The sequence below is a fragment of the Flavobacterium sp. UMI-01 genome (assembly GCF_019656315.1).
Classification (GTDB): domain Bacteria; phylum Bacteroidota; class Bacteroidia; order Flavobacteriales; family Flavobacteriaceae; genus Flavobacterium.
In genome coordinates this window covers 113,233-127,985 of record NZ_BPLU01000069.1, presented here as the reverse complement: position 1 = coordinate 127,985, position 14,753 = coordinate 113,233, and the positions used below count along the sequence as shown (strand labels likewise).

10 protein-coding genes and 1 tRNA gene are annotated in these 14,753 nt (G+C 35.7%); 4 read left to right on the top strand and 7 right to left on the bottom strand.

The window, feature by feature from the left end:
- The first annotated feature begins 221 nt into the window (after positions 1-221).
- The 3 genes from K5R64_RS16300 to K5R64_RS16290 all read left to right on the top strand — a co-directional run bounded on the left by K5R64_RS16300 (position 222) and on the right by K5R64_RS16290 (position 7,862).
- Entirely contained in the window at positions 222-4,994 is a 4,773-nt protein-coding gene (locus K5R64_RS16300; RefSeq protein ID WP_220764945.1) for a gliding motility-associated C-terminal domain-containing protein, read from the top strand.
- A 64-nt stretch (positions 4,995-5,058) separates the two neighbouring features.
- Positions 5,059-5,976 carry a type IX secretion system membrane protein PorP/SprF gene (locus tag K5R64_RS16295; protein ID WP_220764944.1) on the top strand — a complete coding sequence of 306 codons (918 nt, stop codon included), beginning with the start codon at positions 5,059-5,061 and terminating at the stop codon, positions 5,974-5,976.
- 17 nt (positions 5,977-5,993) lie between these two features.
- The gene (locus K5R64_RS16290) at positions 5,994-7,862 is read left to right on the top strand and encodes an OmpA family protein (RefSeq protein WP_220764943.1); all 1,869 of its coding nucleotides are present in this window, start codon (positions 5,994-5,996) and stop codon (positions 7,860-7,862) included.
- Between the two features lie 37 nt (positions 7,863-7,899).
- On the opposite strand, the gene K5R64_RS16285 is transcribed toward K5R64_RS16290, so the two are convergent.
- Positions 7,900-8,481, bottom strand: coding sequence for a tRNA-(ms[2]io[6]A)-hydroxylase (locus K5R64_RS16285; protein ID WP_220764941.1), 582 nt, complete (start codon positions 8,479-8,481; stop codon positions 7,900-7,902).
- Positions 8,482-8,587: 106 nt separating this feature from the next.
- On the opposite strand from K5R64_RS16285, the gene K5R64_RS16280 reads away from it, so the two are divergent.
- Positions 8,588-9,820 carry a glycosyltransferase gene (locus tag K5R64_RS16280; RefSeq protein ID WP_220764940.1) on the top strand — a complete coding sequence of 411 codons (1,233 nt, stop codon included), beginning with the start codon at positions 8,588-8,590 and terminating at the stop codon, positions 9,818-9,820.
- 39 nt (positions 9,821-9,859) lie between these two features.
- Here K5R64_RS16280 and K5R64_RS16275 read toward each other — a convergent pair.
- The 6 genes from K5R64_RS16275 to K5R64_RS16250 all read right to left on the bottom strand — a co-directional run bounded on the left by K5R64_RS16275 (position 9,860) and on the right by K5R64_RS16250 (position 14,599).
- Positions 9,860-9,934, bottom strand: a tRNA-Val gene (locus K5R64_RS16275).
- Positions 9,935-10,017: 83 nt separating this feature from the next.
- Complete coding sequence (locus K5R64_RS16270) at positions 10,018-11,238, bottom strand: folylpolyglutamate synthase/dihydrofolate synthase family protein (protein ID WP_220764939.1); 1,221 nt, start codon at positions 11,236-11,238, stop codon at positions 10,018-10,020.
- Positions 11,239-11,461: 223 nt separating this feature from the next.
- Positions 11,462-12,259, bottom strand: a complete 798-nt coding sequence (locus tag K5R64_RS16265; protein ID WP_220764938.1) for an energy transducer TonB — start codon at positions 12,257-12,259, stop codon at positions 11,462-11,464.
- Positions 12,260-12,293: 34 nt separating this feature from the next.
- Positions 12,294-12,686, bottom strand: a complete 393-nt coding sequence (locus K5R64_RS16260; RefSeq protein WP_220764937.1) for a biopolymer transporter ExbD — start codon at positions 12,684-12,686, stop codon at positions 12,294-12,296.
- A gap of 2 nt (positions 12,687-12,688) precedes the next feature.
- Positions 12,689-13,393, bottom strand: a complete 705-nt coding sequence (locus K5R64_RS16255; protein WP_220764936.1) for a MotA/TolQ/ExbB proton channel family protein — start codon at positions 13,391-13,393, stop codon at positions 12,689-12,691.
- 138 nt (positions 13,394-13,531) lie between these two features.
- Entirely contained in the window at positions 13,532-14,599 is a 1,068-nt protein-coding gene (locus K5R64_RS16250; protein ID WP_220764934.1) for an anhydro-N-acetylmuramic acid kinase, read from the bottom strand.
- Between the last annotated feature and the right edge of the window lie 154 nt (positions 14,600-14,753).

The following is a 14,753-nucleotide window of genomic DNA, read 5'->3' as shown; positions in this document are numbered from 1 at the left end:
TTTAATAATTCCAGATAGGATTCCACGCTAATTTGTTTTTAGCAAATATCTATATTTTTATTAAATCCTCCCCAAGTTTTGTTCCTGATCCCTTGTGAGTATGTTGTTAACATTGGGTTGTTAATATTTTATATAAAATTTTGTTAAAAAATAAATTTTTTAATAAACTGAATGGTTTACTTTTATGATAACGTTTTCTTTTTATTAAAATAAATTTTTTTATGAAAAAAAAAATACTCATTGTTGTCTTGTTATGTTTATTGGTCACTGAGCGAATAGCAGCCAATAAATTTTTTGACCATTCTTTTGATTCGTTATTCTTAAATAAGGAATTAACTTTGCAGAATAATGTTACTGATACGGTAAAAAGAAAAAATATAACGGCTAAAACGACAGGGACTAAAGCTATAATTCCACCTCCGTTAACTACCGCTGGTAGTGCTTGTAAGGATGCATCACAGGCAACTGTTCAAGTTTTTGTAAATGCTTCAGGTGGAAGTGGTGATGTATTAGAATGGTATGCAAGTCAAAATTCTTCGACTTTATTGCATACAGGTTCAATTTATGCTCCTATAATAAGTAAGACAACGACTTTTTATGTTCAAACCCGTTCAGGTACTGATTTTAGTATTAGAGTTCCAGTTGTAGCTTCTGTTTATACTAATCCTCCTCCTATTAATCTTGCTGTTTCTCCCTCTTCTAGCCCTATTTGTCAGGGAACAATGGTTACTTTTACGGCTACAGGTGGTGGTGACTTATTTGAGTTTTCTGTTGATGGAGTCGTTGTACAGCCAATGTCTTCGATTAATACCTATTCGACCAATACTTTGATAAATGGACAAACAGTTAAAGTGCGTTCTCGATATGATGTTGCATATGATGGGCAAATGACAGAGACAGCTTGGGGTACAGGTGTTGTTGAGGATAATTTTCTTTCGGCAACTTTGTCCCCAAATGCAACAGATGGGTATGTTAATTCCATTAAAATAAGTTCTACTGAAGATAAAATTATTTTTGGATTGGCTGGAAAGTTAAATAATAATAGAAGTTTATTATTGTTTTTAGATACGAAACCCGGGGGCTTTAATATTGCTAACTATGGTGATGAAGCTATAAGTTCTCAAATGGTTAAAGGATTTAATTATTTTAATAATAGTCCTAGTACTTTTGATTCTTATTTTTTTGCAGACTATTGTTTGGCTATTTCGTCAAATGATGGTGGTTTAAATTATTTTGCAGACTTAATTGAATTAAAAACGGGTACATCAACAAAAATCAATTTAGGTATTGCTGCAATGGGTACTCCATCCTCGTTTATGGGGGTAAATACAACAAACAGTGGAGTAGCTGATTTTGACTTAGGGTTTGAAGTGGGGGTTTTAAAATCTGCGCTTGGATATACGGTAGGTGATATCAAATTTTTCGGTTTTACAATGCAAGATGATAGCGAATTAAATTATAATGTTACTAATTCTTTTTTGAGTCCTGAAAGAACTAATATTGTAGATTATGGTAATGTTGCAGTAGATTATAATTTTGAAAATCCAAATCCAGTTGTTGTCTCTTCAGATGCTTTGAAGCCTTGTTATAGAGAGACGTCAATGACGATAAATATAGCAGAAAAGCCAACAGTTGCGACAGTGGGAACTAATCAAAATATTTGTGGCTTAACGAGTACTGCTTTAGGTGGAAATACTCCTGTAGTGGGTAATGGTAAATGGAGTTTAAAATCAGGTCCAGGAGCAGTTGTTTTTAGTAATGATACTAGCGGTTCATCTACAGCAACAGTCAATGTCGCTGGTACCTATGTTTTTACTTGGACGATTTCAAATAGTATATGTGCTTCTTCGACTGCTGATATAACTGTAAATTTTCAAAATCCCATCCCAATACCTACTATTAGCACAGTGGTACAACCGACATGTTCGGTTGCTACAGGAAGTTTTACAATTATGAATTACAATGCTTCATATACTTATACAGTAAGTCCTTCAACGGGAGTTGTTATTTCAGGTAATTCAGTAACAGCACCCGCGGGTTCCTATACGATTACAGCGACATCAGGAGCTTGTTCTTCTTCGACAAATGTTACGGTCAATGCACAACCGGTAACACCTCCAGCCCCTACATTGAGTGCTGCTGTAACACAACCTACTTGTACGGTAGCGACAGGAAGTTTTACGATTACAAATTACAATGCTTCTTATACATATACGGCAAGTCCTTCTGCAGGAGTAACAATTAGTGGGAATACTGTAACAGCTCCAGCAGGTAATTACACCCTTACAGCGGCATTAGGTGCTTGTGTTTCAACACCTTCATCAAGTAAAACCATCAATGCACAACCAGTGACGCCACCGGTTCCTACTATTAGCGCAGTGGTACAACCAACATGTTCGGTTGCTACAGGAAGTTTTACAATTATGAATTACAATGCTTCATATACTTATACAGTAAGTCCTTCAACGGGAGTTGTTATTTCAGGTAATTCAGTAACAGCACCCGCGGGTTCCTATACGATTACAGCGACATCAGGAGCTTGTTCTTCTTCGACAAATGTTACGGTCAATGCACAACCGGTAACACCTCCAGCCCCTACATTGAGTGCTGCTGTAACACAACCTACTTGTACGGTAGCGACAGGAAGTTTTACGATTACAAATTACAATGCTTCTTATACATATACGGCAAGTCCTTCTGCAGGAGTAATAATTAGTGGGAATACCGTAACAGCTCCAGCAGGTAATTACACCCTTACAGCGACATTAGGTACTTGTGTTTCAATGCCTTCGTCAAGTAGAACCATCAATGCACAACCAGTGATACCACCGGTTCCTACTATTAGCGCAGTGGTACAACCAACATGTTCGGTTGCTACAGGAAGTTTTACAATTATGAATTACAATGCTTCATATACTTATACAGTAAGTCCTTCAACGGGAGTTGTTATTTCAGGTAATTCAGTAACAGCACCAGCGGGTTCTTATACAGTTACAACGACATTAGGGGCTTGTTCTTCTTCGACAAATGTTACGGTCAATGCACAACCGGTAACACCCCCAGCCCCTACATTGAGTGCTGCTGTAACACAACCTACTTGTGCGGTAGCTACAGGAAGTTTTACGATTACAAATTACAATGCTTCTTATACATATACGGCAAGTCCTTCTGCAGGAGTAACAATTAGTGGGAATACTGTAACAGCTCCAGCAGGTAATTACACCCTTACAGCGACATTAGGTACTTGTGTTTCAACACCTTCATCAAGTAAAACCATCAATGCACAACCAGTGACGCCACCGGTTCCTACTATCAGTGCAGTGGTACAACCAACATGTTCGATAGCGACAGGAAGTTTTACAATTACGAATTATAATGTTGCTTATACTTATGCTGTAAGTCCTTCAACGGGAGTTGTTATTTCAGGTAATTCAGTAACAGCACCCGCGGGTTCTTATACAGTTACAGCAACATTAGGGGCTTGTTCTTCTTCGACAAATGTTACGGTCAATGCACAACCGGTAACACCCCCAGCCCCCACATTGAGTGCTGCTGTAACACAACCTACTTGTACGGTAGCTACAGGAAGTTTTACGATTACAAATTACAATGCTTCTTATACATATACGGCAAGTCCTTCTGCAGGAGTAACAATTAGTGGGAATACTGTAACAGCTCCAGCAGGTAATTACACCCTTACAGCGACATTAGGCACTTGTGTTTCAATACCTTCATCAAGTAAAACCATCAATGCACAACCAGTGACGCCACCGGTACCTACTATTAGCGCAGTGGTACAACCAACATGTTCGGTAGCGACTGGAAGTTTTACAATTACGAATTATAATGTTGCTTATACTTATACAGTAAGTCCTTCAACGGGAGTTGTTATTTCAGGTAATTCAGTAACAGCACCCGCGGGTTCTTATACATTTACAGCAACATTAGGGGCTTGTTCTTCTTCGACAAATGTTACGGTCAATGCACAACCGGTAACACCCCCAGCCCCCACATTGAGTGCTGCTGTAACACAACCTACTTGTACGGTAGCTACAGGAAGTTTTACGATTACAAATTACAATGCTTCTTATACATATACGGCAAGTCCTTCTGCAGGAGTAATAATTAGTGGGAATACTGTAACAGCTCCAGCAGGTAATTACACCCTTACAGCGACATTAGGCACTTGTGTTTCAATACCTTCATCAAGTAAAACCATCAATGCACAACCAGTGACGCCACCGGTACCTACTATTAGCGCAGTGGTACAACCGACATGTTCGGTAGCTACAGGAAGTTTTACAATTACTAATTATAATGTTGCTTATACTTATGCTGTAAGTCCTTCAACGGGAGTTGTTATTTCAGGCAATTCAGTAACAGCTCCAGCGGGTTCCTATACAGTTACAGCGACATTAGGAGCTTGTTCTTCAACAGTAAGTGTATTGATTAATCCGATTCCGCCACAAATACAATTTGAATCAAAAAATGAATGCGAGGATAAGGACTATATTGTAACAGCGACGGCACTTAATAATTCGTATGATCCCAATGCTGTTAATTATGAATGGAGAGATAATTTAGGAAATATTGTTGGGACAAATTCTGCAGAATTGAATGTAAGTGATGTTGTGAATTCGATGATAGGAATAGTAAGTTATCCATTGACTTTTACTTTGAAGGTTAGTTCCAGTACTACACAATGTTCGACAATAAATAATATTATCATTGAGTCTGTTTTTTGTAATATTCAAAAAGGGATCTCACCTGATGGTAATGGTTCAAATGATTTCTTGGATTTAAGAGCTATGGATGTTAAATACATACAGATATTTGACAGATATGGTATTCGAGTATATGATCAGCATAATTATAAAGATCAGTGGAAAGGACAGTCTAATAAAGGAGAAGAATTACCAAGTGCGACTTATTATTACGTTATCGAATTTAATAATGGGACTTCAAGAACAGGTTGGATTTATTTGATTAGATAACGAAGAATTAAATAGAGTTATGTCAATTTATTAGGAATTGACAAATCAAAAAAATAATAATGATATGAATAAAATAGTTTTAACTTCTTTATTAGTTCTGATTACCTATATCGAAACTAAGGCACAGCAGACGCCTCATTATACACAATATATGTATAATATGAATGTTATGAATCCGGCTTATGCTGGTTCAAAAGAGTCTATTTCTTTGGGAATGTTGTATAGAAAGCAATGGATGAATATTGAAGATGCACCTACCTCATTTACTTTTGCAGGTCATGGAAAAGCAGGAAGAAATGTAGGATTGGGACTTTCGTTTATAACTGATAGAATTGGTCCAATAGAGGAGCAAAATGTTTATGGAGATTTTTCATATACTTTAAAATTGAATGATAGTCATCGTTTGGCATTGGGGTTGAAAACTGGTGCTACTTTTCATAAAGTAGGATTGCGGTCTATACAGTCCACTTTGCCTGATCCTTCAGAGGGGGTTTTTGGGCAAGATATTAATGATGTTACTTTTAATTTTGGTTCAGGAGTATTTTATTATACAGATAAATATTATTTAGGTTTGTCGATTCCTAATATGATCAAATCGGCTCATCTTGATTACAATGGAAGAGAATATGGTTCGGACGTGCTGCATTACTTTTTTACAGGCGGGTATGTTTTTGATTTAAACTCAAATTTGAAATTCAAACCCTTTTTTATGTTGAAGTCGGCATTTAATGTTTCTCCTTCACTTGATCTTTCAACTAATTTTTTATGGAACGAAAAGTTTGAAATAGGAGCGACTTACCGATTGCAAGATAGTTTTGGAGCAATGGTGAATTTTTCAGTTTCGCCAGAATTACGAATTGGATATGCTTACGATCATGTTATATCGGATTTAAAAACAACTGCGCCGTCTTCACATGAGTTTATTATTTTGTATGATATATTCTCAGCTAAAAAGGTATCTCGTTCTCCTAGATTTTTCTAATGTTAAAATGCTATTTAATGAAAAAAAATACTTTATTATTGTTTTTTGTGCTATTGATTGTTACTGTATCTGCACAAAATAAAGATACAAAGACTGCCGATAATTTATTTGACAGGTATGAATATGTAAAAGCTATTCAGGAGTATCTTTTCTTGACTCAAAAAGGAATTTCGGACGGTTATGTTTGCAGAAGACTAGGGGATTCTTATTATAATATCTATAATACTATTGAGGCTGAAAATTGGTATGCAAAAGCAATACAGTCGAAACAAGATGCAGAGACATATTACAGATATGCTCAAATTCTTAAATCAAATCAAAAATATAAGGAGTCTAATGAGCAAATGAAAGTTTTTGCTACAATGAATCCTAAGGATGAAAGGGCAGTTGCTTTTTTGAAGAATCCTGATTATTTACCGAAATTAATTGATATTAATAAGTTGTTTGAGATTGAGAAGTTAGAAATAAACTCTAAAGATAAATCAGATTTTGGAGCCTTATTGTATGGGAATACCTTGTATTTTGCTAGTTCAAGGAACGAAAACAATGCTGTTTATGGTTGGAAAAATGAGCCTTTTTTGGATATTTATCAATCTAATTATAATGAAGATGGTTCGTTTGGTTCGCCTTCCTTAGTGGGAGATTTAAATACTAAATACCACGAAGGCCCTGTTTCTATAACTGCTGATGGAAATACAATTTACTTTTCGAGTGAAAGTTTTAAAGATAATTTATTTGTAAAGGATAAAGTTAAAAAATTAAAAATTGGCCAAGTTAATTTATTTAAAGCAATTAAAGTGAACGGTAAGTGGACCAATATCACGCCGTTGCCATTCAATAGTAAAGAGTATTCTACAAGTAATCCTTCGATTTCAAGTGATGGTAAAACCTTATATTTTTCGTCTAATATGCCAGGTTCAATTGGTGGAATTGATATTTGGAAAGTTGCTGTAAATGATGATGGTTCTTATGGTAACCCTGAAAATTTAGGAAGTACAATTAATACTGTTGGAGACGAAAGTTTTCCTTTTATTTCCGAAGATAGACAATTGTATTTTGCTTCTAATGGATTGATTGGATTTGGGGGATTTGATGTCTTTTCTGCTGATTTGGACAAAAATGGAATGCCGCATAATATAGGTAAGCCTGTCAATTCTGAAAAGGATGATTTTGCTTTTACATTTAATAAGGAAAAAAATATAGGTTTTGTTTCGAGCAATCGTACAGGAAATGATCATATTTATAAATCTGTTCCTGTAAAATCATCGCAAATTTTGACAATTGTAACTAATTCGATAACAAAAAATCTTTTACCTGAGGTCAAAGTAGTTATTCTAGACGAGTATAATAATGTATTGAGTACAAAATACACTGATGCATCAGGAGAGGTTTCTTATGATGTTGATTCTAATACAAACTATAAGATTGAAGCACATAAGGATGGGTTTGTTTATCAATCGGTACAAGTGAATAAGTTTAAGGATGCGAAGGCAATAGTGAAAATTAACTTAGAGCCTATAGAAAGTATTGTGAAAGATAACGAAATTGCATTGAATCCTATTTATTTTGAGTTTGACAAAAACAATATTACTCGAGAAGGTGCAGCTGAATTGGATAAGTTGGTTTATTTGATGAATAAAAATCAAAATTTAGTTATAGCTGTGAAATCACATACCGATTCAAGAGGGTCTAATAAGTACAATGAAAATCTTTCAGAACGAAGAGCAGTATCTACGGTTCAATACGTAATTTCAAAAGGTATCCCATCAGATAGGATTTCAGGAAAAGGTTTTGGAGAATCTCAATTAAAGATAAATTGTAACGTATGTACTGAGGAAGAACATGCTGTCAATCGACGTTCAGAATTTATCATTATGAAAAAATAAAATCAAAAAAAGGCGAATAGAAATTATTCGCCTTTTTTTATCCGTGGATGGTTTCGTTTTTTCCGTAATTTACAATGATAGAAGTTTCATATTCGATCCATTCATTCCAGCGTTTATCTACATTTACATTGTCAGCATATTTTCGGGCAAATTTTAAAAATGTGGTGTAATGACCTGCTTCACTTATCATTAAATCTCGATAAAATTTGGCTAATTCAGGGTCTTTAATGTTTTCTGAAAGCACTTTAAAACGCTCGCAACTTCGTGCTTCAATCATTGCTGAAAAAAGCAATCGTTCGCATAAAGCATCATTTCGACTTCCGTCTTTTTTCATGAATTTAAAAAGTTCGTTAACGTAACTGTCTTTGCGTTCGCGACCAAAAGTGAGTCCTCTTTCTTTTATTAAATCATAGACCATTTGAAAATGTTCTAATTCTTCTCTAGCGATAAGCATTAATTCTGTTACTAATTCTTCTTTTTCTGAATTCTGAGTGATCAAGCTGATTGCGTTTGAAGCAGCTTTTTGTTCGCACCAAGCATGGTCTGTTAAAATTTCTTCTATATTAGATGCTGCAATTGCAGTCCATCGTGGGTCAGTGGCTAATTTTAATCCTAGCATATTCCTGTAGTTTTATGCAAATTTAACCTTTTATGATGTATTATTTGGTTCAAATTAAGGAATTGACGTTAAAATAGCATTATTTTGTATTCTTAATCGAGTAAATATGAAGTCGCTTTTAATTATTGGTTTTGTCTGGCCAGAGCCCAATTCCTCGGCTGCGGGTGGCAGGATGATGCAATTGATTTCACTGTTCCAAAATCAAGGATTTAAAGTATTATTTGCCAGTCCTGCTCAGGATAGTGAGTATATGGTGAATCTGGACTTGTATGATGTGGAGAGAAAAGGAATAGCCTTAAATTGCTCCAGTTTTGATGTGTTTATTAAAGAACTTAATCCATCAGTTGTGGTTTTTGATCGTTTTATGATTGAAGAGCAATTTGGATGGCGAGTTGCAGAAAATTGTCCAAATGCTTTACGTATTTTAGATACCGAAGACTTGCATTGTTTGCGTATAGCTAGGCAGAAAGCCTTTAAAAAGAAAAGTGTTTTTCAAACCACTGATTTGTTGATTGAGGAAGTTGCCAAACGTGAGATTGCCAGTATCCTTCGTTGCGATATGTCATTACTAGTTTCAGAAGTTGAAATGGATTTGTTGGTGGATGTTTTTAAAGTGGATAATGCTATTTTGTATTATTTGCCACTATTATTTGCTACTAATGCGCTTCCTGATTTGATTAAATTGCCTTCTTATGAAAACCGTAAAGACTTTGTTTTTATTGGGAATTTTTTACATGAACCTAATTGGAATGCGGTTTTGTATTTAAAAGAAACTATTTGGCCATTAATAAAAAAACAATTGCCAGAAGCCGTTTTACATATTTATGGTGCTTATCCTTCTCAAAAAGTATTGCAGCTCCATCAGGTTAAAGATGGTTTTTTAATCCATGGTCGGGCCAATAATGCTAATGAAGTAGTACAACAGGCAAGGGTTGTACTAGCGCCGTTGCGTTTTGGTGCTGGAATAAAAGGAAAATTGCTTGAAGCAATGTTGTGTGGTACTCCAAGTGTAACTACCACTATTGGTGCTGAGTCTATGTGTGGAGATTTATCATGGAATGGTTGTGTTGTCGATGAAGCTGTTTCTTTTTGCGAGTGCGCAGTCCGATTGTATCGAGATAAACAAAGTTGGCAACAAGCACAACAACATGGGGTTACAATTCTTAAAGAACGTTATTTATACGCTCAATTTGAAAATGAGTTTTCTGCAAGAATGACTTTTTTAATGGAGAATTTAGCAGCTCACCGAATAGCAAATTTTATGGGTGAGCTTTTGCATTATCATACTTTAAAAAGTACAAAGTACATGTCGAAATGGATTGAGGAAAAGAAAAAATAAGGATAAAAAAAACTCCAATATTGCTATTGGAGTTTTTTGTGGGCGATGAGGGGTTCGAACCCCCGACCCCCTCGGTGTAAACGAGGTGCTCTGAACCAGCTGAGCTAATCGCCCTATTTTGTTGTGCTATCATTTCCTGATTTCGAGTGCAAATATAGAACTCTTTTTTGAATTTGCAATACCAAAACTAAAAAAAATTAAATTATTTCAGCGACTACAAAAGTGCTGCCTCCGATATAGATAAAATCAGTTTCTTTGGCATTCTCCTTGGCGTGACGATAAGCCTCTGTGATTGAAGGGTATGAGTTTCCTTTTAGTTGGTGTTCATTTGCTTTTTGTTCTAAAATGTTAACGGGTAATCCTCTGGGATTATTTGGTTTTGAAAAATAATATTTTGCATTTTTAGGAAGTAATGGTAAAATAGCCTCTAGATTTTTGTCATTCACAACTCCAAAAACGATGTGAAGGGTCTCGAATTGTTCTTTTTGAATTTGATTAATTACAATAGATAAGCCTTCTTTGTTATGTGCTGTGTCACAAATTGTTTTCGGATTGGCGTCAATTTGGTGCCATCGCCCTAACAGTCCTGTGTTTTTAATGGTATTCATTAATCCCGTTTTGCAATTATTGTCGGTGATGGTTAATAATTTTGAATCGTTAAGAACTTTAATTGCTTGTAAAACTGTTTTGATATTGTGCTTTTGATAGTCTCCTAATAAGTCAGATGGATAAACAGTCTCTATGTTTTGTGATGCAAAATAGATAGGGGAATGACATTCATTTGCTTTATGGATGAAAACAGCTTTGGTTTCGGGTGTGAATTCTCCAATGACAACGGGAATTTTGGGTTTAATAATTCCAGCTTTTTCATGTGCTATTTTTTCGAGTGTGTTTCCTAAAAATTGGGTATGGTCTAAGCCAATATTGGTAATGACCGATAAGATAGGGGTGATGATGTTAGTTGCATCGAGTCTGCCTCCCATTCCAACCTCGATTATGGCGAAATCAACTTTTTGAGAGTTAAAATATTCAAAAGCTAGACCTACACTCATTTCAAAAAAACTGATGTCGTGACTCTCAAAAAAAGGTTTGTTTTTAGTAATAAATTCACAAACGAAGTCCTCGCTAATTTCTTGGCCGTTTATTTTGATTCGTTCGCGGTAGTCTTTAAGATGTGGGGAAGTATATAGTCCTACTCTATATCCCGCTTCTTGTAAAATAGAAGCAAGCATGTGTGAGGTAGATCCTTTTCCGTTGGTTCCAGCTATGTGGATGCATTTTAAGTTTTGGTGTGGGTTGTCAAGATGTTGAATAAGTTCTTGGGTGTTATTTAAATCTTCTTTATAAGCTGTAGCTCCTTGAGTTTGATACATGGGGAGTTGATTGAACATCCATTGGGTAGTTTCTTGATAATTCATCGGGTTAAGATTTTGAATCAAAAGTACAATTTCTTTTTTATTGTAATTTTGAATAAGAAGAATTTCCGTGAGAGATAGTAGTGGAAAGTCCGCAGACAAGGGCAGCGATAGCGGAATTTGTCGAGGACTTGTAACGGATAGTTCGACATCCCTTCAAAAGACTAAGCAGGAGTGTTGTTTAGTCTTTTGAAGGGGTAGCGTGCCCAACTAATCTTTCAGGCTATTATTCTCCAAGTTTAAAATTGATGGTAATGAATCCAATTTGTGTTTCGGGGGCGTTACTGTCAGGTAGCCATTTGTATTTTCTTGCAGTGGCTAACGCTGGTTCAATCAAGCAAGGATTGGTGTTAGTTGTTCCTTTGGTGTATTTGGCAGCGATAACATTGCCATTTCGGTTCACGGTAATTTGGACTACTACAGTTCCTGATTCGTTGCATTTTTGAACTTCTTTTCCTCTTGAGCTAATTGTTCGACCATTAAGCCCCCAACCACTTGTTCCACTGGCGCCTGTACCAGAGCCATAATAAGAGTTGGCATAAGGGTCGCCATTTAGACTACCTTTGTCACCTGGTTTAGTGTCGTTTCCTTCTCCGCCTTTGGCTTTACCATCTGATTTAGGGCCGTTGATAAGACTTGATAGCGCATCAGTGGTGCTTTTGGATGGTTTCGGACTTTCTTTTGGTTTTGGTTTTACTTCTTCTTCAGAAGTTTGTTTAGTGGGTTGTTTCTTTTTAACCGTTTTCATTACCACGGCTTCTTCTACCTCTTGCGAAAGTATTTCTTCATTGTTAGAGGCGCTTTGTTTGGCTGCGGTAGGTTGTGGTGCTGACTGAATGGCTTCAGTAGGTTGAATTTTTCCGGAACCGAATTCAGTAGTGCCAAAATTGATAGCAATGCCATTTTCAGGTGGCGGGTCAAGAGAGGTTAAGCCCAAATAAAAGAACAAAATAAAGAGTATCACAAAAATAGCTGTTGTGATAGCAAATGATTTTTTTTCTTCTTCTGTTTCTAAATATTTCATTGGGTATGCATCATGTGTTTAAGCGATTAAAGAATTATTTGGGTCTAACGGCTAAAACAACTTTAATTTGGTTTCTATTGGCAATGTCTAATACGTTTACGGCTTTTTCAATTGGGACTCCTTCTTCGGCTCTTAGGATAATGGCTTTAGAATTGTCGGCTGTAAAAAGGCTTAATAATTTACTTTCTAATTCGGTTTCTTGTACGGGCTCTTTGTCAATGAAAAATTCGAGTTTTTTATTGATGCTCACGGCAATATTTTTATTGCTGTCTGTTTTTCCTTTTGCTTTTGGGAGTACTAAATCTAATGCGTTAGTGGTTACCATTGTGGAGGTAAGCATAAAGAATATCAATAATAGGAAAACAATATCTGTCATTGATGACATATTGAATTCAGCACTTACTTTATTTCGTCCTCGGATGTTCATAGTTAAGCTGGGTCATTTAATAAATCTAAGAAATCTACTGCATTAGCCTCCATTTGGTGGACAATTTTATCGGTCTTTACTACTAAATGGTTGTAGCCTATGTATGCAATTAGTCCTACTACAAGTCCTACTACGGTAGTGGTCATTGCGGTATAAATTCCTTCGGATAAAGCGCCTACTTCAATTTGTCCTCCTGAAGTTGCCATTTTATGGAAAGCTTGAATCATCCCAACTACAGTTCCTAAAAATCCTGTCATAGGGCCTGCTCCAGAGATGGTTGCAAGGATGCTTACGTTTTTTTCGAGTTTGTAAATTTCGAGTTTACCCGCGTTTTCGATTGCGGTGTTAATGTCGTCTAGAGGTTTTCCTATTCTAGAGATTCCTTTTTCGATTAAACGTGCAACTGGTGACTTCGTATGAGCACAAGCGATTTTTGCATTGTCGATACGGCCATTTCTGATATTATCTCTTATTTGCCCCATAAAACTATTGTCCATTTTGGAGGCTTCATTTATGGCCATCAATCGCTCAAAATAGAGATAGAGCGCTACAAAAAACATTAAAAAAAGAGCTGTCATAATAATTTGACCAGCAAGCCCTCCGCTAGTTAGTAATTCCATAATCGATAAGGTTTTTTCAACTGGAACCGCTTCGGCTAAATTTTCTTCTGTAACAGCTAAAGTGTCTGCTTGTAACAATAAACTCATGTGTTTTTCTTTTTTTATTGAAACGCTAAGATATTATAAAAATTGTAAGTTGTGGATTAAATTCCAAAACAAATCAATGTGCGTTTTTTATAATCTGCCTTCAAAGATTTAATTTTTTAATTTTCAAAAATATCCTTTCTACATCACATAAACTATGCCAGAACTATGGTCTTTGGTTGCGCCTGTAACGCTGCTTAAAACATTAATTTCGTTTCGCAACTTTAAAACACCTAAAAGGGCGAATATTAGAGCTTCTTTGTATTCTAAAATTTGACTTTCGGGAATAATAATTTGCATTTCAGGAATGTGAGATTGGATTCTTTTAATTAAGAATTCATTATAAGCTCCGCCGCCAGTTGCTAAAAGAGAACCTTTTTGAGTAGGTAAGGCCAAAGCGGTTTGTATCGCGATATGTTCTACAAAAGTGGCTAGTTTGTCTTTAACGGGGATGTTGTAGCTTTCAATTATGGGTAAAACTTCTTCTTTGACAAATTCAAATCCTAGTGATTTGGGCTGTTTTTGTTGGTAAAAGGCTAAGGTGTTAAGTTGGTTAAGTAAATCAGGATGAATGGTGCCTGAACTGGCTATTGTTCCTTTGTTGTCGTAGGCTAACCCGTGTTGGTTAGCGTAATAGTTTAATATAGTATTGACAGGCGAAATATCAAAAGCAATACGACTTCCGTTTTCTTCAAAAGATACATTTGAAAATCCCCCTAGATTCATGCAATAATCATAGTTCGAAAAAAGGATTTGATCTCCTATTGGTACCAATGGTGCTCCTTGACCTCCTAGTTGTACATCTTGCACTCTAAAATCGCACACCACTGTTTGTTGTAATAAGGTGGCTATTTCGGGTAAATTTCCGATTTGTAATGTAAAGGCATCTTGGGGTTGGTGTAAAATTGTGTGTCCATGTGAACAAATAGCGTCTAAATCTTTAATCTGGTGTTTTTGTACAAATTCATTAATTATTGTAGAAAGTAATAAAGTGTAATCACGGTTTAATTCCTGTAATTGGTCGTGTGAAAAAGTAACAGCATTTTTAAGAATTGAAACCCAAGAGCCATTATAAGGAATGGTTTCGCTTTTAATGATTTTAAAACTCCATTGGTTATTTTGGATTGTAAACTGAATTTGAGCTAAGTCCACACCATCCAATGAGGTGCCAGACATAACTCCAATGACGTGGTATTTTTGTTTGTTCATACAAGAGTTTTTTTGATTTCTCCTAAAAAAAACTTTTTCTATAATTAGATAAAGTCAAATAAATAGGCTAATTTTCTAACAGGTAAAATTAATAATTCTAAGTAAGAAACATTAATTTTATTTTGATAGTAGCGTGCAACCACAAAAAAATAGT

Bases quoted from the DNA above. Each gene is read 5' to 3' on its own strand.
- K5R64_RS16300 (WP_220764945.1), top strand. From the start codon at position 222: ATGAAAAAAAAAATACTCATTGTTGTCTTGTTATGTTTATTGGTCACT.
- K5R64_RS16295 (WP_220764944.1), top strand. From the start codon at position 5,059: ATGAATAAAATAGTTTTAACTTCTTTATTAGTTCTGATTACCTATATC.
- K5R64_RS16290 (WP_220764943.1), top strand. From the start codon at position 5,994: ATGAAAAAAAATACTTTATTATTGTTTTTTGTGCTATTGATTGTTACT.
- K5R64_RS16285 (WP_220764941.1), bottom strand. From the start codon at position 8,481: ATGCTAGGATTAAAATTAGCCACTGACCCACGATGGACTGCAATTGCA.
- K5R64_RS16280 (WP_220764940.1), top strand. From the start codon at position 8,588: ATGAAGTCGCTTTTAATTATTGGTTTTGTCTGGCCAGAGCCCAATTCC.
- K5R64_RS16270 (WP_220764939.1), bottom strand. From the start codon at position 11,238: ATGAATTATCAAGAAACTACCCAATGGATGTTCAATCAACTCCCCATG.
- K5R64_RS16265 (WP_220764938.1), bottom strand. From the start codon at position 12,259: ATGAAATATTTAGAAACAGAAGAAGAAAAAAAATCATTTGCTATCACA.
- K5R64_RS16260 (WP_220764937.1), bottom strand. From the start codon at position 12,686: ATGAACATCCGAGGACGAAATAAAGTAAGTGCTGAATTCAATATGTCA.
- K5R64_RS16255 (WP_220764936.1), bottom strand. From the start codon at position 13,393: ATGAGTTTATTGTTACAAGCAGACACTTTAGCTGTTACAGAAGAAAAT.
- K5R64_RS16250 (WP_220764934.1), bottom strand. From the start codon at position 14,599: ATGAACAAACAAAAATACCACGTCATTGGAGTTATGTCTGGCACCTCA.